General features: G+C 62.3%; 16 protein-coding genes. 10 read left to right on the forward strand and 6 right to left on the reverse strand.

Annotation, left to right across the window (positions count from 1 at the left end; all coding sequences use genetic code 11):
- The gene (locus BLS41_RS03730; protein ID WP_074763064.1) at positions 1-792 is read right to left on the reverse strand and encodes a paraquat-inducible protein A; all 792 of its coding nucleotides are present in this window, start codon (positions 790-792) and stop codon (positions 1-3) included.
- A gap of 424 nt (positions 793-1216) precedes the next feature.
- On the opposite strand from BLS41_RS03730, the gene BLS41_RS03735 reads away from it, so the two are divergent.
- The 4 genes from BLS41_RS03735 to BLS41_RS03750 all read left to right on the forward strand — a co-directional run bounded on the left by BLS41_RS03735 (position 1217) and on the right by BLS41_RS03750 (position 4584).
- Positions 1217-1777, forward strand: coding sequence for a cytochrome b (locus BLS41_RS03735; RefSeq protein ID WP_074763065.1), 561 nt, complete (start codon positions 1217-1219; stop codon positions 1775-1777).
- 10 nt (positions 1778-1787) lie between these two features.
- A complete protein-coding gene (locus BLS41_RS03740) occupies positions 1788-2348 on the forward strand; it encodes a YceI family protein (protein ID WP_074763066.1) in 561 nt (186 codons plus the stop codon).
- 81 nt (positions 2349-2429) lie between these two features.
- Positions 2430-2996 carry a YceI family protein gene (locus tag BLS41_RS03745; RefSeq protein ID WP_074766260.1) on the forward strand — a complete coding sequence of 189 codons (567 nt, stop codon included), beginning with the start codon at positions 2430-2432 and terminating at the stop codon, positions 2994-2996.
- A gap of 310 nt (positions 2997-3306) precedes the next feature.
- On the forward strand, positions 3307-4584 hold the full coding sequence (locus BLS41_RS03750; protein ID WP_074766262.1) for an MFS transporter: 1278 nt from the start codon (positions 3307-3309) through the stop codon (positions 4582-4584).
- 105 nt (positions 4585-4689) lie between these two features.
- Here BLS41_RS03750 and secF read toward each other — a convergent pair whose 3' ends face one another.
- The 5 genes from secF to queA all read right to left on the reverse strand — a co-directional run bounded on the left by secF (position 4690) and on the right by queA (position 10790).
- Positions 4690-5640: a protein translocase subunit SecF gene (secF, locus tag BLS41_RS03755; RefSeq protein WP_074763067.1), complete on the reverse strand. Its 951-nt coding sequence runs from the start codon at positions 5638-5640 to the stop codon at positions 4690-4692.
- An 18-nt stretch (positions 5641-5658) separates the two neighbouring features.
- Positions 5659-7746 carry a protein translocase subunit SecD gene (gene secD / locus BLS41_RS03760; RefSeq protein WP_074763068.1) on the reverse strand — a complete coding sequence of 696 codons (2088 nt, stop codon included), beginning with the start codon at positions 7744-7746 and terminating at the stop codon, positions 5659-5661.
- 115 nt (positions 7747-7861) lie between these two features.
- Entirely contained in the window at positions 7862-8191 is a 330-nt protein-coding gene (gene yajC, locus BLS41_RS03765; RefSeq protein WP_007179286.1) for a preprotein translocase subunit YajC, read from the reverse strand.
- A gap of 198 nt (positions 8192-8389) precedes the next feature.
- A complete protein-coding gene (tgt, locus tag BLS41_RS03770; RefSeq protein ID WP_074763069.1) occupies positions 8390-9604 on the reverse strand; it encodes a tRNA guanosine(34) transglycosylase Tgt in 1215 nt (404 codons plus the stop codon).
- Positions 9605-9734: 130 nt separating this feature from the next.
- Positions 9735-10790, reverse strand: coding sequence for a tRNA preQ1(34) S-adenosylmethionine ribosyltransferase-isomerase QueA (gene queA / locus BLS41_RS03775; protein ID WP_074763070.1), 1056 nt, complete (start codon positions 10788-10790; stop codon positions 9735-9737).
- A 148-nt stretch (positions 10791-10938) separates the two neighbouring features.
- Here queA and recG point away from each other — a divergent pair, with 148 nt between their 5' ends.
- From recG to BLS41_RS03800, 6 genes are all read left to right on the forward strand, one after another.
- A complete protein-coding gene (gene recG, locus BLS41_RS03780; RefSeq protein WP_074763071.1) occupies positions 10939-13338 on the forward strand; it encodes an ATP-dependent DNA helicase RecG in 2400 nt (799 codons plus the stop codon).
- Between the two features lie 127 nt (positions 13339-13465).
- Positions 13466-14425, forward strand: coding sequence for a LysR substrate-binding domain-containing protein (locus tag BLS41_RS03785; protein WP_074763072.1), 960 nt, complete (start codon positions 13466-13468; stop codon positions 14423-14425).
- A gap of 226 nt (positions 14426-14651) precedes the next feature.
- Entirely contained in the window at positions 14652-14792 is a 141-nt protein-coding gene (locus BLS41_RS38885) for a hypothetical protein (RefSeq protein ID WP_171910190.1), read from the forward strand.
- A 92-nt stretch (positions 14793-14884) separates the two neighbouring features.
- The gene (locus BLS41_RS03790; protein WP_074763073.1) at positions 14885-16339 is read left to right on the forward strand and encodes a catalase; all 1455 of its coding nucleotides are present in this window, start codon (positions 14885-14887) and stop codon (positions 16337-16339) included.
- Between the two features lie 12 nt (positions 16340-16351).
- Positions 16352-16579 carry a hypothetical protein gene (locus BLS41_RS03795; RefSeq protein ID WP_074763074.1) on the forward strand — a complete coding sequence of 76 codons (228 nt, stop codon included), beginning with the start codon at positions 16352-16354 and terminating at the stop codon, positions 16577-16579.
- A gap of 152 nt (positions 16580-16731) precedes the next feature.
- Positions 16732-17232: a Dps family protein gene (locus tag BLS41_RS03800; RefSeq protein ID WP_074766264.1), complete on the forward strand. Its 501-nt coding sequence runs from the start codon at positions 16732-16734 to the stop codon at positions 17230-17232.
- Positions 17233-17427 lie beyond the last annotated feature (195 nt).

Raw genomic sequence — 17427 nt, forward strand, 5'->3', positions numbered from 1 at the left:
TCATCCCTGATGAGGCGCGGGCGGCACGCCGCCCGGCGCAGCGGGTTTCGCGTCCGGCTGAGCGGCGGTTTGCGTCGTCGGCGGCAGATCGTGCGGCAGATCGTGCGGTGCAGGCGGCCCGGCGACCGAGCCGACGGCGACCGCCGCGCTGTCCGCCGAAGTGCGCGGCAATGGCCGCTGACTGCGATCGCCGAGTTCGTCGGCGAGATCCCACAGCACGCGCGGATCGAACGTGACGACCACCGCGAACATCAGCGTCAGCACCCCGAACGCGAACAGCGCCGCTTCCGGGATCACGCGCGCGAGGCTGATCATCTTCACGATGGTGATCAGCACGCCGAGCATGAACACTTCGATCATTCCCCACGGCCGCACGAACTGGATCGCGCGCAGCACCCGGTTGAACGCGGGCGGCACATAACCCGCGCGCAGCGGGATCAGCACGTAAAGCAGTGCAAGCAGTTCGGTGAGCGGGAAGAGGATGGTCGAGCAGAACACCATCACGGCGACGATCTGCATGTCCTCGTCCCACAGCGCGATCAGCGCGCCGAACAAGGTAGTTTGCGAGGTGATGCCGTTTGTTTCGAGTTCGACGATCGGGAAGCCCTGGGCGATCAGAAAGGTGATCAGCGCGGCCAGCGTCATCGCGCAGATGGCGTCGAGCTTGCGCGCCACGCCGCGATAGAGCGTCGCTCCGCAGCGCGGACAGCGCGCGGACACGCGCCCCACAAGCCGTGGCTTGCGGAACAGCGTATCGCACTCATGGCACGCGATCAGGTTGTCATGTTCCATACGGCAGAAGGGCAAACGACGTGAGGAGAAGCGTGCAAGGCCGGTTTTTATACGGGTCGGACGAAAGTGTGGAGCAATAGTACCAAACGCGGCTTCCAGGCCGCACCGGGCCTTGCTCCGCGCGCGGACGAACGGATCTTATACCGTGCGCAAGTACCGGACGACATGGCTCTGACAACCTCCGTCCCTAATTGTTCAGCCGCCGCCTGCTCCCTTTGCAAAATTCGGACCAGCCCGTCTCCATCAGAGTGCAGCCAGCTTTTTGCGCTTGCGGTAGCATGGCGCCCTTGACGTGTACCGCAGCGCGCCGCAGCAGACCTATGCCCGCTTCCGAGCCGCCGATGCCTCGTGCATCGACGTTGGAAACCAGGGAATAGCAGGGCAAGTTGCGTCGTTAACCTCTCTTAGCTTGCGTTGATCAGTCATGGCACTCAATCCTTCATTTGGCGGCAGGGAGTCGTACACGCGCACGGCCATTGCATTTCACTGGCTGATCGCGCTGCTGATCGTCTGCGGCTTCGCGCTCGGCTGGGTGATGACCGACATCCCCGGCTTCACGCCCACCAAGCTGCGCTACTTTTCCTGGCATAAATGGATCGGCGTGACCGTCTTCGCGCTCGCGATCCTGCGCATTCTGTGGCGCGCGACTCACACCGCCCCGCCGATGCCGCGCCGCATGCCCATGTGGCAGCGCGGCGCCGCGCATCTCGTGCATCTGCTGTTGTATGTGCTGATGGTCGCGATTCCCGCCTCGGGTTACCTGTATAGCTCGGCGGCCAATGTGCCGGTGGTCTACCTCGGGCTGATTCCGCTGCCGCGTCTGATCGCTCCGGACCCGCATCTCAAGGAATTGCTGAAAACCGTTCATATCACGCTGAATTACACGTTGCTCGTGCTGGTCGCGCTGCATGTGCTGGCGGCGCTCAAGCATCAATGGCTGGATCGCGACGGCCTGCTGTCGCGCATGCTCCCTTTCCTCAAGTAAAAGGATCCCCATGAAGGTCTCGTTTTATCGCTATATGCTCGCCGCGTTCGCCGCGGCCTCGCTGACCGCAGCCGGCAGCGCGCTGGCTCAGGTCGATGTCGCGAAGAGTTCCGTGACGGCGACCTCGAAGCAGATGAACGTGCCGGTGGAAGGCAAGTTCAAGAAATTCACCGCGCAGATCAAGTTCGATCCGGCGAAGCCCGCCGACGGCAGCGCGCAGTTGACCATCGACGTGGGCAGCTACGATCTCGGCGACGAAAGCTACAACGACCAGGTGCGTGGCAAGGACTGGTTCGACGCGAAGACTTTCCCGAACGCGACGTTCGTGTCGAGTGCGATTGCGGCGGCGGGCGGCAACCAGTTCAAGGTGACGGGCAAGCTGACCATCAAGGGCAAATCGCAGACGGTGACCGTGCCGGTCACGGTGACGCAGCAGGGCGGCACGCAAACCTTCGACGGTTCATTGCCGATCAGGCGTTTGCAATTCGATATCGGTACGGGCGAGTGGAAAGACACGTCGGTGGTCGCCGACGATGTGGTGATCAAGTTTCATATCGTTTCAAGCAAGTGACGTTCGTGAAGTCGTGACACTCGCCGCGCGGTTCGGCGAGGCTTTTTTACAGATACCCAGGAGCATGAATTGAAGACATCCCTGTTGATCGCGGTTGGCGCGCTGGCTTCTTCGTTGTCGCTCGGCGCGTTTGCCGCCGACACTTACCAGCTCGACCCGACCCACACGTATCCGAGTTTCGAGGCGGATCACTTCGGCGGCCTGTCGGTGTGGCGCGGCAAGTTCACGAAAAGCTCCGGCACGGTGACGCTCGACCGCGCAGCCAAAACCGGCTCCGTGGATGTGACCGTCGATCCCGCTTCGGTCGACACCGGCAATGCCAAACTCGATGAGCATCTGAAGACGGATGCGTTCTTCGACGTCGCCAAATATCCGTCTGTGACTTACAAGGGCACCGATATCAAGTTCGATGGCGACAAGCCGGTCGAAGTGATCGGCAATCTGACGATTCGCGGCGTGACGAAGCCGGTGAATCTGAAGATCGAATCGTTCAAGTGCATGCAGCATCCGATGCTCAAGCGTGAAGTGTGCGGCGTGGAAGCAAGCGCGCAATTCAATCGCGCCGATTTCGGTATGGATTTCGGTGTGAAATACGGTTTCAGCATGGAAACGAAGCTGCATATCCAGACTGAAGGAATCAAGCAGTAAGCGCTTCTTTTCTGCTTCTGCATGACGGCTTTTAATACCGTTATCGAATAGCGCAGCGCATTGCGCCGCAACACAAAACCGCTTCATCCGCATTCGCGATGAAGCGGTTTTTTATTGCCTGTGCGGCCTGATAACGCAAATTAAAGCCGTATGCGGCAGTGCTTTCAATTTGCCACTCGCATTGGATTAATTTTCAAGTTAAATAGAGCGCTGAAGCCGAACCGGTTATGCGCGTATCCGGTTCGGACAAAGTCGGGTTATCAGAGGAAAGGCCCGCATCAAAAATATGGCGCGCAAACTGGAGATCTCGATGAACGCAACGACAGCAACAAGCATCGCGGGGAGCCGACAGAATTCATGGCGGGCAGTAGTCGCCGCGTCGATCGGCAATGCGCTGGAATGGTTCGACCTGGTGGTGTACGGCTTCTTCGCAGTGATCATCTCGAAGCTGTTTTTTCCGGCCGGCAACGACACGGTCTCGCTGCTGCTGACGCTCGGCACCTTCGGCGTGTCGTTCTTCATGCGGCCGCTCGGGGCGATCGTGATTGGCGCGTACGCCGATCGCGCCGGACGCAAAGCTGCGCTCACACTGTCGATCCTGCTGATGATGAGCGGCACGCTGATCATCGCCATCTTGCCGACCTACCAGAGCATCGGCCTTGCCGCGCCAGTGATCCTCGTGATTGCGCGTTTGATGCAGGGCTTCTCGGCGGGCGGCGAATTCGGCAGCGCGACCGCCTTTCTCGCGGAACACGTGCCGGGGCGGCGCAGCTTCTTCGCGAGCTGGCAGGTGGCGAGCCAGGGGCTGACCACGCTGCTGGCGGCGGGCTTCGGTGTGTTGCTCACCGGCCAGTTGTCGCCGGAACAGATGACCACCTGGGGCTGGCGTGTGCCGTTCTTTTTCGGTCTGCTGATCGGGCCGGTCGCCTGGTACATTCGCACGAAGCTCGACGAGACGCCCGAGTTTCTCGCGGCGGAAACGACGGACACGCCGCTGCGCGACACCTTTGCGAGCCAGAAGCTGCGGCTCCTGATTGCGATCGGCGTGGTGGTGCTGGGGACCGTATCGACCTATCTCGTGCTGTTCATGCCGACTTATGGCGTGAAGCAACTGGGGCTGGCGCCGTCGGTGGCGTTCTCGGCGATTGCGCTGACCGGTGTGATCCAGATGGTGTTCTCGCCAGTGGTCGGGCATCTGTCGGACCGGCGCGGGCGGACGACGATCATGCTCGGCTCGGCAGTGCTGCTGCTCGTGCTGATCAATCCGGCCTTCGTGTATCTGGTCGCGCATCCGACCTTTGGCACGCTGATCGCGTTGCAGATCGTATTCGGCTTTCTGATGACCGGTTACTTCGCCGCGTTGCCGGGCCTGCTGTCGGAGATGTTCCCGGTGCAGACGCGCACGACCGGCATGTCGCTCGCCTATAACATCGCGGTGACGATTTTCGGCGGCTTCGGGCCGTTTATCATCGCGTGGCTGATCAGTGTGACGGGATCGAAGGCCGCGCCGAGTTACTACATGATTTTTGCGGCGCTGGTGAGTCTGGTGGCGTTGATCGCCGCGCGGCGCAAGCTGGGTTTCCGTTGACTGTTATCTTGAGAGTCTTGAAAGCGCGGCTGTAAAACGCGGCTGTAAAAGCAGAAGGCCGGTTCTTTCGAACCGGCCTTCTGCTTTGCACCGTCTATCTAAAAATCAGACTTGCGCGCCCGCATTCGGGTCGTTCGGATCAGCCCGGTCTTTCTTGTCCTTCAGCAGATCTTCGCGCTTCACGCCGAGCCACATGGCCAGCGCCGCAGCGACGAACACCGACGAATAGATACCGAACAGAATACCGACCGTCAGCGCCAGAGCGAAGTAGTGCAGCGTCGGACCGCCGAACAGGAACATCGACAGCACCATCATTTGCGTACAACCGTGCGTGATGATGGTTCGCGACATCGTGCTGGTGATCGCGTGGTTGATGACTTCGGCCACGGTCATCTTGCGTTCGCGACGGAAGGTCTCACGAATCCGGTCGAAAATAACGACCGATTCGTTCACCGAGTAGCCGAGCACGGCAAGCACCGCAGCCAGCACCGACAACGAGAACTCCCACTGGAAGAATGCGAAGAAACCGAGAATGATCACCACGTCGTGCAGGTTGGCGATCACGCCGGCTACTGCGTACTTCCATTCGAAGCGGAACGACAGGTAAATCACGATACCGATCACCACGCAGGCGAGCGCCATCAGGCCGTCGGTGGCGAGTTCCTTGCCGACCTGCGGGCCGACGAACTCGACGCGCTGCAACTGCACCTCAGGCGTGTCGGCCTTCAGCGCGCCCATCACCTGGTCGCTCTGTTGCGCGGACGTGAAGCCCTGCTTGAGCGGCAGACGGATCAGCACGTCGCGCGAGGTGCCGAAGTTCTGCACCTGAGCGTCGGCGTAACCGAGTTTGGCCAGCGTGTTGCGCACCGGATCGAGCGGCGCGGTGCCCGGATATTGCACCTCGACAACCGTACCGCCGGTGAATTCCACCGACAGATGCAGCCCGCGATGCGCGAGGAAAAACACAGCAGCAAGGAACGTCAGCAGCGAAATCACGTTGAAAATCAACGCACGCTGCATGAACGGAATGTCTTTGCGAAAACGGAAAAATTCCATGGTCTTGTTCTCCGGGACTCAGCGGGATGAACCCGGTTTCTGCGGCGTGCTCGACGAACCTTGCGTCGAACCCGACGTCTGGTCCGACGTGCCCGGCGCATTGCGGCGACGCACGGTCGGCTTGCCGCCGCGCGCCTGCTCGATGGCTTGCTGCGCCTTCGACTTGCCCTTGGTCACCGCGGCGACTGCCTGTGCGGTGTCGGTGGCGGCATCGTCGTTACCGAGGTAAGCGTTCGAGCCTGCGGGTGCCGTTTCCGGACGCCATACCTGACCGATCGCCAGCGACTTCAGCTTTTTCTTGCCGCCGTACCAGAGGTTGACGAGGCCACGCGAGAAGAACACCGCCGAGAACATCGACGTCAGAATGCCGATACAGTGAACCATCGCGAAGCCGCGCACCGGGCCGGAGCCGAACGCGAGCAGCGCGAGGCCGGCGATCAGCGTCGTCACGTTCGAGTCGAGAATCGTTGCCCATGCATGCGCGTAGCCGTTCTGGATAGCCAGTTGCGGCGGCGCGCCGTGGCGCAGTTCTTCACGCACCCGTTCGTTGATCAGCACGTTCGCGTCGATCGCCATACCGAGCGCGAGCGCGATAGCGGCGATACCCGGCAGTGTGAGCGTGGCCTGCAGCATCGACAGCACCGCGACCAGCAGCAAGAGGTTCACCGACAGACCGATCACCGAGATCACGCCGAACAGCATGTAGTACGCGATCATGAAGACGGCGATCGCTACGAAGCCCCACACGACCGAATGGAAGCCCTTGTTGATGTTGTCCGCCCCGAGGCTCGGGCCGATCGTGCGTTCTTCGATGATTTCCATCGGTGCCGCGAGCGAACCGGCGCGCAGCAGCAGCGCGAGGTCGGCGGCGGCTTGCGGGTTAGGCTGGCCGGTAATCTGGAAGCGGTCGCCCAGTTCCGACTGGATGGTCGCCACCGTCAGCACTTCGCCCTTGCCCTTTTCGAACAGCACCATCGCCATCGGCTTGCCGATGTTGTCGCGCGACACGCTCGCCACCGCACGGCCACCGGCCGAGTCGAGGCGAATGTTGACCGACGGACGCTGATGTTCGTCGAAGCCTGCCGACGCGTCGATAATCCGGTCGCCGGTGAAGATCACCTGCTTGCGCAGCATGACGGGCGCCTGATTGCCTTGCGTGAACAGTTCGTCGCCCGGCGGAACCGGGTCGTTCGGGTTCGGATGCAGATTGTTCGGATCGGCGAGGCGCGCTTCGAGCGTGGCCGTGCGGCCGATGATGTCCTTCGCCTTCGCCGTGTCCTGCACGCCCGGCAGTTCGACCACGATGCGGTCGGCGCCTTGCTGCTGGATCACCGGCTCGGCGACGCCGAGTTCGTTCACGCGGTTATGCAGCGTGGTGATGTTCTGCTTGAGCGCGGCGTCCTGCACGGCGCGCTGCACGGCCGGCGTGAACGTGCCGACCAGTTGCAGACCACCGTCCTGACCCGGCTGCGTCGCCCACTGGAGTTCGCTGATGCCGCGGCCGAGCAGCTTGAGCGCTGCGTCCGCCGTGGCCTGATCCGCCACGTTGACCACCACCGACTGGTTCACGCGATTCACGCCGCCGTCGCGGACATTGTTGTCACGCAGCAGCGTGCGCACGTCCGATGCGTCCGAATCGAGCTTCTTGTTCAGCGCGCCTGCCATGTCGACTTGCAGCAGGAAGTGGACACCGCCGCGCAGGTCGAGACCGAGGTACATCGGCAGAGCGTGCAGCGCGGTCAGCCAGTTCGGCGACGCGCTTTGCAGGTTCAGTGCGACGACATATTGCGGATCGGTCGGGTCGGCGTTCAGCGATTTTTGCAGCAGGTCCTTCACGCGCAATTGCGTGTCGGTGTCCGGCAGACGCACGCGGATGTTCGCGTTGGTCGACGAGTTGTCGAACGTGACGCCGTCCGGCTTGATCTGATTGGCGGCGAGCGCGGCTTCGACCGAAGCCAGCGTGGTCGAGTCGAGCCTGACCGTTGCCTTGCCGCTCGACACCTGCACCGCCGGCGCTTCGCCGAACAGGTTGGGCAGCGTGTACACGAGACCGATGACCAGAGCCACCAGCATCACGGCGTATTTCCAGAGGGGGTAACGATTCATGAGTGGTCCAACGGGAAGGTTGGCTTGGAAGCGATGCGTCCGGCGATGAGCGCGGGCGATTCAGCAGATTTGCGTGAATCGCCGCGAGGCCGCGCCGGACGCGAGAGAGCCGGCCTTACAGCGACTTGATCGTGCCCTTCGGGAGAATCGTCGTGACCGACGCTTTTTGCACGGTGATTTCCGTGCCTTCCGAGATTTCGACGCCGACGTAAGCCTCACCCACCTTGGTGACCTTGCCCACGATGCCGCCGTTCGTCACCACTTCGTCGCCCTTGGCCATGGCTGCGAGCATGTTGCGGTGCTCTTTCTGGCGCTTCATTTGCGGGCGAATCATGATGAAGTACAGCACGCCGAACATCAGGATCAGCGGCAGGAAGCTCATCAGGTTCGATTCAATGCCACCTGTTGCTGTGCCTTGGGCAAAGGCATTGGAAATGAACGACACGTTGGTCTCTCCGTTATCAGTCAAACGATCAAAAAAATCAGCCGATTATTCTACCACCGGCCAGTTAGGCGTCGGGACGGCGAATCGGCTTTGCGATCAACCGTTTAAAGCCTTTTTCGCCCGACGACGAAAGTAAATTGTAAGGTTTTCTTCGGCAGCGACAGCGGATTCTTCTGTGGAATCCGCCGTCGAGCCGCGTCAGGGCGCCTGTTCGACGCCTCGCGCGCGGTTTTCGTGGAAGCGTTTGCGGAACGGCTCGAACATTTTTGCGTCGATCGAATCGCGCATTTCCTGCATCAGTTCGAGGTAGTAGTGCAGGTTGTGGATCGTGTTCAGCTGGGCACCCAGGATTTCCCCTACCCGATGCAGGTGGTGCAGATAACCGCGCGTGAAATTGCGGCAGGTGTAGCAGCCGCATTGTTCGTCAAGCGGGCGCAGCGAATTCTTGTGCACGGCGTTACGGATCTTGATGTCGCCGAAACGGGTGAACAGCCAGCCGTTGCGCGCGTTGCGGGTCGGCATCACGCAGTCGAACATGTCGACGCCGGCGGCTACGCCCGCCACCAGGTCTTCCGGCGTGCCCACGCCCATCAGGTAGTGCGGCTTGTCGGCGGGCAGCTTCGGGCCGATGTGGTTCAGCACGCGCATCATGTCTTCCTTCGGCTCGCCGACCGACAGACCGCCGATCGCGAGACCGTGGAAATCCTTCTCCGCGAGACCCGCCAGCGACTCGTCGCGCAGGTCTTCGAACATGCCGCCCTGGACGATGCCGAACAGCGCGTTCGGGTTGCCGAGGCGCTTGAACTCGTCGATCGAACGCTGCGCCCAGCGCATCGACATGCGCATCGAATCGGCCGCTTCCTGATGCGAGGTCGGCACGTTATTGGTCGCGTACGGCGTGCATTCGTCGAACTGCATGACGATGTCCGAGTTCAGCACTTTCTGGATCTGCATCGACACTTCGGGCGACAGGAACAGCTTGTCGCCGTTGATCGGCGATGCAAACGTGACGCCATCCTCGGTGATCTTGCGCAGATCGCCAAGCGAAAACACCTGAAAACCGCCGGAGTCGGTCAGGATCGGCTTATTCCAGCCCATGAAGCGGTGCAGACCGCCGTGCGCCTCGATGGTTTCGAGACCGGGGCGCAGCCACAGGTGGAATGTGTTGCCGAGAATGATCTGCGCGTGCATCTCGTGAAGCTCGCGCGGCTGGACGGCTTTCACCGTGCCGTAGGTGCCGACCGGCATGAAGATCGGCGTTTCGACCACGCCGTGATTCAGCGTGACGCGGCCACGGCGCGCCTGGCCGTCGGTGCCGAGCAGTTCGAATTTGAGGCCGTTTTCGGGGCGCACGTGGTCGCCGAGATACGCGCCGTGGTCGGCGCGCGTGCTGCTGATGTGACCGTCGGTCATCTAAAAAACTCCTGTGCTACCGGAGAACAGTCCGGCGCAAATGTTGAAACGCCGCCGGAAGGATCGCGGCGGCTGGGGAACTGCAAAAACTTGAAAAACAGCGCGGTTGGCGCGCGGGCGGCGTTGGCGTTCAGTCGTCGCGGCGCGTCAGCAGCATCGCGTCGCCGTAACTGAAAAAGCGGTAACGCTGCTCGATCGCGTGACGATACGCGGCGCGGATCGTTTCCACGCCCGCGAACGCTGAAACCAGCATCAGCAACGTCGATTTCGGCAGATGGAAATTCGTCACCAGCCGGTCGACCACGCGGAATTTATACCCCGGCGTGATGAAAATATCGGTTTCGGTGCTGGCCGCGCCCAGCGGACGGCCGGCGGCGTCGGCATCGCGCGCGGCGGCTTCGAGCGCGCGCATCGAGGTCGTGCCCACCGCGATCACGCGATTGCCGCGCGCTTTGGTCGCGGCAATCTTGTCGGCCAGCGACTGCGGCAGGTGATACCACTCGCTGTGCATCTTGTGTTCGTCGAGATTCTCGACCCGCACCGGCTGGAACGTGCCCGCGCCGACGTGCAGCGTGAGCGTCGCGCGCTCCACGCCGTGGGCGTCGAGTTTCGCGAGCAGCGCTTCGTCGAAATGCAGGCCGGCCGTGGGCGCCGCGACTGCGCCTGGATTCTGCGCGAACACGGTCTGGTAGCGGGTTTCGTCGGTCGAATCGGGATCGTGCTCGATGTACGGCGGCAGCGGCAGACGGCCGAACTGCTCGATCAGCGTCAGGCAGTCGTCGGGGAAATGCAGCGTGTAGAACGGCTCGACGCGCTCGCCGAGCGTGACGTCGAAGGCGTCGGCCAGACGGATCGTCGTGCCCGGCTGCGGGCTCTTGCTCGCGCGGATCTGCGCGAGCGCGGTGCGCTCGCCGGTCAGGCGCTCTACCAGCACTTCGACCTTGCCGCCACTGGCCTTCTGGCCGAGGAAGCGCGCCTTCAGGACTTTGGTATCGTTGAAGACCAGCAGATCGCCGGGCGCGATGCACTCGGGCAGCTCGGCAAAGCGGCGGTCGATCAGACGCGCGGTGTCGGCGGAAACGGAGTTGTCCACCTCGAGCAGACGGCTGGCGCTGCGCTCGGGCAGCGCAACTTGCGCGATCAGCTCGGGTGGCAGATCGAAATCGAAATCGGAAAGCGTAAGCATGCGAACGACTGGATGCGAATTGAGACTGAATTGAGCCGAAGCCTAAGCCGGGCGGCTATGATTGCGGGACGCTGAACAGCCCGCGAGCCCGCGCGCTGTATGGCGTGCGAACCCTTTGACAGCCGATATTGTACTTGCGAAGCAGCCCATGCCTTTGTCCGACCGCCGATTGCCCTCCGCTAACGATGAACCGGGCGCCGAACCGAAGCGCCGCGTCGCACGGAAGGGTGAGGCGGTTGAGGTGGCGGTGGCCGCCGGTTTGACGGCGCACAGGCGCGGGGGCACGTCCGCGGACGGCCAGCCTGATATCGAGCCGGAGGCGAACCCAGGCGACACGTCAGTTGACGCATTGAGTCATGCATCGAGCCATTCGTCGGGTGAAGCATCGAGCAAGGTCCCGCCAAACGAATTCGGCGACAAGCCAGCAGGCAGTTCCGCTGGCCGCTCGACCTCGAAGTCCTCCAGCAAATCCGCCGCCAAGGCTCCCGTCAAAACCGTCGACAAGCTCGCCAAGCTCGGCCTCACCCGCGACATCGATCTCGTGCTGCATCTGCCGATGCGCTACGAGGACGAAACCTCGCTGACGCCGATCGGACACCTGCTGCCAGGCGGCATTTCACAAACCGAAGGCGTGGTGTTCGACAACGAGATCGCGTATCGCCCGCGCCGTCAGTTGCTGGTGAAACTGCACGACGACGCCGGCGACGAACTCGTGCTGCGCTTCCTGAATTTCTACGGCTCGCAGGTCAAGCAGATGGCAATCGGCGCGCGGCTGCGGGTGCGCGGCGACGTGCGCGGCGGTTTCTTCGGCATGGAGATGGTCCACCCGGCCGTGCGCGTCGTCGATGAAGACACGCCGCTGCCGCAGGCGCTGACGCCGGTCTATCCGAGCACCGCAGGCGTGACGCAGGCGTATCTGCGTAAATCGATCGATAACGCGCTGTCGCGCACGTCGTTGCCGGAACTGCTGCCCGAGTCGATCGCGCGAACTTACATGCAGCCGCTCGGCGTGCCGTCGCTGATGGACGCCGTGCGCACGCTGCATCATCCGGGCGTGCAGTCCGACGAGACTGCGTTGATCGACGGCACGCATCCGGCGTGGGTGCGCATCAAGTTCGAAGAGTTGCTCGCGCAGCAGATGTCGTTGAAGCGCGCGCATGACGAGCGCCGCACGCGCGCCGCGCCGGCCATGCCGCGCCGCAAGCTGGGCGACGAAGCGGCGCTGGTCGCGCGTCTGTTGAAGGCGTTGCCGTTTGCGTTGACGAAGGCGCAGGAGCGCGTCGGCGGAGAAATTGCGCTCGATCTGACACAGCCGCATCCGATGCAGCGTCTGCTGCAAGGTGACGTCGGTAGCGGCAAGACGATCGTGGCCGCGCTGGCCGCCGCGCAGGCGATCGACGCCGGTTACCAGGCCGCGCTGATGGCGCCGACCGAAATCCTCGCCGAACAGCACGCGCGCAAATTGCGCGGCTGGCTGGAACCGCTCGGTGTGAGCGTCGCGTGGCTGGCGGGCAGCCTGAAGACCAAAGAAAAGCGCGCCGCAATCGAAGCCGCCGCGCTCGGCACTGCGCAACTCGTGATCGGCACGCACGCGATCATTCAGGACGCGGTGGAGTTCGCGCGCCTCGGGCTCGTGATCGTCGACGAACAGCACCGTTTCGGCGTCGCGCAGCGGCTCGCGTTGCGCGCGAAGGCGCAGAACGCCGCCGATGGCGCGCGCGACTTCCAGCCGCATCAACTGATGATGTCCGCGACGCCGATTCCGCGCACGCTCGCGATGACCTATTACGCCGACCTCGACGTATCGACCATCGACGAGTTGCCGCCCGGCCGCACGCCGATCCTGACCAAGCTCGTGTCCGACGCGCGCCGCGAAGAGGTGATCAGCCGCGTGCGCGAGGCCGCGCTGACGGGGCGTCAGGTGTACTGGGTGTGTCCGCTGATCGAGGAGAGCGAGACCTTGCAGTTGCAGACCGCGGTCGAGACTTACGAGACGCTGGTCGCGGCGCTCCCGGAACTGAAGGTCGGCCTCGTGCATGGACGCCTTGCGCCCGCCGAGAAAGCCGCCGTGATGGACGCGTTCACGCGCAACGAAGTGCAGTTGCTGGTCGCGACGACGGTGATCGAAGTGGGCGTCGACGTGCCGAACGCATCGCTGATGGTGATCGAACATGCCGAGCGCTTCGGCCTCGCGCAGTTGCACCAGTTGCGCGGACGGGTGGGGCGAGGCAGCGCGGCATCGGTATGCGTGCTGCTCTACACCGGCCCGCTGTCGATGACCGCCCGGGCACGTCTGCAAACCATGCGCGAAACCGCCGACGGCTTCGAGATCGCCCGCCGCGATCTGGAAATTCGCGGCCCCGGTGAGTTCCTGGGCGCGCGGCAATCGGGCGCGGCCATGCTGCGTTTCGCCGATCTCGAAAACGATCAATGGCTGATCGAACCGGCGCGCGAGGCGGCTGCGGCTCTCCTCGAAAAATATCCCGAGGTGGTGATCCAGCATCTGGCGCGCTGGCTCGGTGCGCGTGAGCAGTATCTGAAGGCATGAAAGCGGCCCGCGCGCCTTGCTACGACAAGGCGTGCGGGCCGATGCGCCCGAAACCAGAGGTTGGCGAACCGACCCTATCGGTGTATAACTAGAACCTATCGAATTCACAACACTGATTGGTCCCCGAATGACGCTCACCGAATTGAAATACATCGTTGCGGTTGCCCGCGAGCGGCACTTTGGCCGGGCTGCCGAAGCGTGTTTCGTCAGCCAGCCGACCCTGTCGGTGGCGATCAAGAAGCTCGAAGACGAACTCAACGTGCAGATTTTCGAGCGCGGCACCAGTGAAGTCAGCGTCACGCCCATCGGTGAACAGATCGTCACGCAAGCTCAGCGCGTGCTGGAGCAGACGCTGGCCATCAAGGAAATCGCGAAGCAGGGCAAAGATCCGCTGGTCGGACCGTTGCGGCTCGGCGTGATCTACACGATCGGACCGTACCTGCTGCCCACGCTCGTCAAGCAGATGATCAAGCGCGTCCCGCAGATGCCGCTGATGCTGCAGGAAAATTACACGCTCAAGCTGATCGAACTGCTCAAGCAGGGCGAAATCGACGTCGCCATCATGGCGCTGCCGTTTCCCGAAACCGGGCTGATGCTGCGTCCGCTGTACGACGAGCCGTTTGTCGTCGCGTTGCCGTCGGGTCATGCGTGGGAAAACCGCCCGAAAATCGACGCCGACGATCTGAAGCAGGAAACCATGCTGCTGCTCGGAAGCGGTCACTGCTTCCGCGATCACGTGCTGGGTGTGTGCCCTGAACTGATGCGTTTTTCGCAGAACGCGGACGGTATCCAGAAGACGTTCGAGGGTTCGTCGCTCGAGACGATTCGCCATATGGTCGCGAGCGGCGTTGGAATTACCGTGCTGCCGCGCATGTCGGTGCATGAGGTTAAGCCGCACGCAGGCGGTATCGACGCCGGTCTGCTCAGCTACGTCGCGTTCGACGAGCCCGTGCCGGATCGCCGCGTGGTGCTCGCGTGGCGCAAGAGCTTCACGCGGATGCCTGCTATCGATGCGATTTGCGACGCGATCAGTGCGTGCGATCTGCCGGGCGTCAAGAAGCTGGACCTGCCCGTCGCCGTCAACTGATTCGGTGACTGTTCTGGCAATGCCTTCAGCGCTTGCCATCGGCAATAGTTCGGGCTGACCGCACGTTCCTTGCGCAGTCAGCCCGAAAAAAGTTGCCCACCAAACAGGCAACAGCCCCGCCCTATCGAATAGATAAAATTAATCAAACACGATTATTCGATAGCATTGTTATAGTTTCCTCCATGGATCGCCCGATCCCAAGTCTCACAAGACACCGGAGGAACTCATGACGCAACCGAACCCGCAGCAAATCCAGGCTCTCGCCGCTCAGTCGGTCCGCGCAACCGCCCGCGGATTCAGCGCGTCGATCAGGGGCGTGCGTACCGTCGCGATGTCCTTGCTGGTTGACCGGGCTCTGTCCGCGTAAAGCCGCTGAACGGCAACCCCGGGCAACGCCGGCATCAGGTGCCGCGCCTCTCTCCCCAATCTCATCCGATAAAAATCAAGCAGGAGTACCGCATGTCCGAACAGAAGCTCACCAACGCCGCTGGCGCACCCGTCGCCGATAACCAGAATTCGATGACCGCAGGCGTGCGCGGTCCGGTCGTTCTGCAAGATGTCTGGCTGCTCGAAAAGCTCGCCCATTTCGACCGCGAAGTGATTCCCGAGCGCCGCGTTCACGCGAAGGGTGCGGGCGCGTTCGGCACACTGAAGGTCACGCACGACATCTCGCGCTACACGAAAGCCAAAGTGTTCGCCGAAGTCGGCAAGGAAACGCCGCTTTTCATGCGCTTTTCGACGGTGGCGGGTGAGCGAGGCGCAGCCGACGCCGAGCGCGACGTGCGCGGCTTCTCGATCAAGTTCTACACGGAAGAGGGCAACTGGGACGTGGTCGGCAACAACACGCCGGTGTTCTTCATTCGCGATCCGCTGAAGTTTCCGGACTTCATCCACACGCAAAAGCGCGACCCGTACACCAACATGCGCAGCAACGTCGCTGCGTGGGATTTCTGGTCGCGTCACCCTGAATCGCTGCATCAGGTGACGATTCTGATGAGCGACCGCGGCATTCCGCAGAATTTCCGGCAGATGCACGGTTTCGGCTCGCACACGTACTCGTTCATCAACGCGAGCAACGAGCGCTTCTGGGTGAAATTCCACTTCAAGTCGATGCAGGGCATCGAGAATTTCACCGATGCCGAAGCCGCCCAGGTCGTCGCGCAGGACCGTGAAAGCGCGCAGCGCGATCTGCTCGGCAACATCGACGCGGGCAATTTTCCGAAGTGGCGTTTTGCGATTCAGATCATGCCGGAAGCGGATGCCGCGACGTATCGCTTCAATCCGTTCGACATCACTAAGGTGTGGTCGCAGAAAGACTATCCGCTGATCGACGTCGGCACAATCGAGTTGAATCGCAACGCGCAAAACTATTTCGCGGATGTCGAGCAGGCTGCGTTCACGCCCGCCAATGTCGTACCGGGAATCGGCTTTTCGCCGGACCGCCTGTTGCAAGGCCGCCTGTTCTCGTACGGCGATACGCAGCGTTATCGCCTCGGCATCAACCACCATCAGATCCCGGTGAATGCGTCGCGGGTGGCCAATCCGCATTCGTTCCATCGCGATGGCGGCATGCGTGTGGATGGCAATCTCGGCGGCAACGTGAACTACGAGCCGAACCGTTTCGGCGACTTCGCTCAGGACGCGAGCGCGTCGGAACCGCCGCTCGCGGCAGGCACGGTGGATCGCTACGACCATCGCGCGGACGACGATTACTACACGCAGCCGGGCATGCTGTTCGCGCTGTTCGACGACGCGCAACGTGAGCGTCTGTTCGGCAATATCGCGCGCCATATCGATGGCGTGCCGCAGGACATCGTCGCGCGGCAGATCGAGCATTTCCGCCGCGCCGACCCGGCTTATGCGGAGGGTGTCATCGCCGCACTGGCCCGGTTGCAGGAAGGCCGCACGAAGTAAAGCACTGAAGCAATGCAGCAAGGCGGGGCGCAGCGGCGTCCCGCCGGTATCGATACGAACCTGAGTACGCGGAGCACGTTCATGATCCAGATGATGATGGCCACAATCGGCGCGCCGGCCGCACGCGGCGCACAACAGCGTCACGCGTTGACATGGCGCAAGGCGATGGGATTCGCGATCGTCGCGAGCGGGCTGGCGGTGGTCGTCATGCAGGCGCTGCAACACGCGCTGGGCGGGTGATTGCAGCCGCACCGCGAATGCGGCAAGCGACCACGGTGCGCGCGAACGCCACGGATTTCAGGCTAAACTGTCGATCGTTCGATGTGTCAGGTTCGCTTTACGCAAACCGTCATTTTGCCGACCGGTTCGTATCACTCTTCAAAGGAGTCATCATGGCCAAGAAAGAAGCCACAGTCGCAGCCGTACAGCACGTCAATATCGGAATCAGCGACAAGGATCGCAAGAAGATCGCAGAAGGTCTGTCGCGTCTGCTCGCCGACACCTACACGTTGTATCTGAAGACCCACAACTTCCACTGGAACGTGACGGGTCCGATGTTCAACACGTTGCACCTGATGTTCGAAACGCAATACAACGAACTGGCGCTCGCGGTCGACTCGATCGCTGAACGTATCCGCGCGCTGGGCGTGCATGCGCCGGGCAGCTACAAGGAATTCGCGAAGCTGTCGTCGATCCCGGAAGCGGACGGCGTGCCGGCTGCCGAAGAAATGATCCGCCAGCTGGTGGAAGGTCAGGAAGCCGTGGTGCGTACCGCACGCGCGATTTTCCCGTCGACGGAAGCAGCGAACGACGAACCGACCGCCGACCTGCTGACGCAACGCATGCAAACGCACGAAAAGACCGCGTGGATGCTGCGCTCGATGCTCGCTTGAGATCGATCGCCGATCGACCGTTTTGCCCGGCCAGCATTTGAATGCCGGGGCGAAAAGTCGAAAAAACCTCCCTTCGCGGGAGGTTTTTTTTCGCGTGCGCGATTTTGCTCGCCACACTGTGGCGCTCCTGACAATGTGCCGTCGGGCGGCGTAGCCTGCATTGAAACTGGCGCCAAACCGGTCCCGAACGCATCG

The sequence above is a fragment of the Paraburkholderia fungorum genome (genome assembly GCF_900099835.1).
Classification (GTDB): Bacteria; Pseudomonadota; Gammaproteobacteria; order Burkholderiales; family Burkholderiaceae; genus Paraburkholderia; species Paraburkholderia fungorum_A.

Excerpts from the sequence above, each read along its gene's own strand:
- BLS41_RS03730 (WP_074763064.1), bottom strand. The coding sequence starts at position 792 with ATGGAACATGACAACCTGATCGCGTGCCATGAGTGCGATACGCTGTTC.
- BLS41_RS03735 (WP_074763065.1), top strand. The coding sequence starts at position 1,217 with ATGGCACTCAATCCTTCATTTGGCGGCAGGGAGTCGTACACGCGCACG.
- BLS41_RS03740 (WP_074763066.1), top strand. The coding sequence starts at position 1,788 with ATGAAGGTCTCGTTTTATCGCTATATGCTCGCCGCGTTCGCCGCGGCC.
- BLS41_RS03750 (WP_074766262.1), top strand. The coding sequence starts at position 3,307 with ATGAACGCAACGACAGCAACAAGCATCGCGGGGAGCCGACAGAATTCA.
- secF (WP_074763067.1), bottom strand. The coding sequence starts at position 5,640 with ATGGAATTTTTCCGTTTTCGCAAAGACATTCCGTTCATGCAGCGTGCG.
- secD (WP_074763068.1), bottom strand. The coding sequence starts at position 7,746 with ATGAATCGTTACCCCCTCTGGAAATACGCCGTGATGCTGGTGGCTCTG.
- tgt (WP_074763069.1), bottom strand. The coding sequence starts at position 9,604 with ATGACCGACGGTCACATCAGCAGCACGCGCGCCGACCACGGCGCGTAT.
- queA (WP_074763070.1), bottom strand. The coding sequence starts at position 10,790 with ATGCTTACGCTTTCCGATTTCGATTTCGATCTGCCACCCGAGCTGATC.
- recG (WP_074763071.1), top strand. The coding sequence starts at position 10,939 with ATGCCTTTGTCCGACCGCCGATTGCCCTCCGCTAACGATGAACCGGGC.
- BLS41_RS03785 (WP_074763072.1), top strand. The coding sequence starts at position 13,466 with ATGACGCTCACCGAATTGAAATACATCGTTGCGGTTGCCCGCGAGCGG.
- BLS41_RS38885 (WP_171910190.1), top strand. The coding sequence starts at position 14,652 with ATGACGCAACCGAACCCGCAGCAAATCCAGGCTCTCGCCGCTCAGTCG.
- BLS41_RS03790 (WP_074763073.1), top strand. The coding sequence starts at position 14,885 with ATGTCCGAACAGAAGCTCACCAACGCCGCTGGCGCACCCGTCGCCGAT.
- BLS41_RS03795 (WP_074763074.1), top strand. The coding sequence starts at position 16,352 with ATGCAGCAAGGCGGGGCGCAGCGGCGTCCCGCCGGTATCGATACGAAC.
- BLS41_RS03800 (WP_074766264.1), top strand. The coding sequence starts at position 16,732 with ATGGCCAAGAAAGAAGCCACAGTCGCAGCCGTACAGCACGTCAATATC.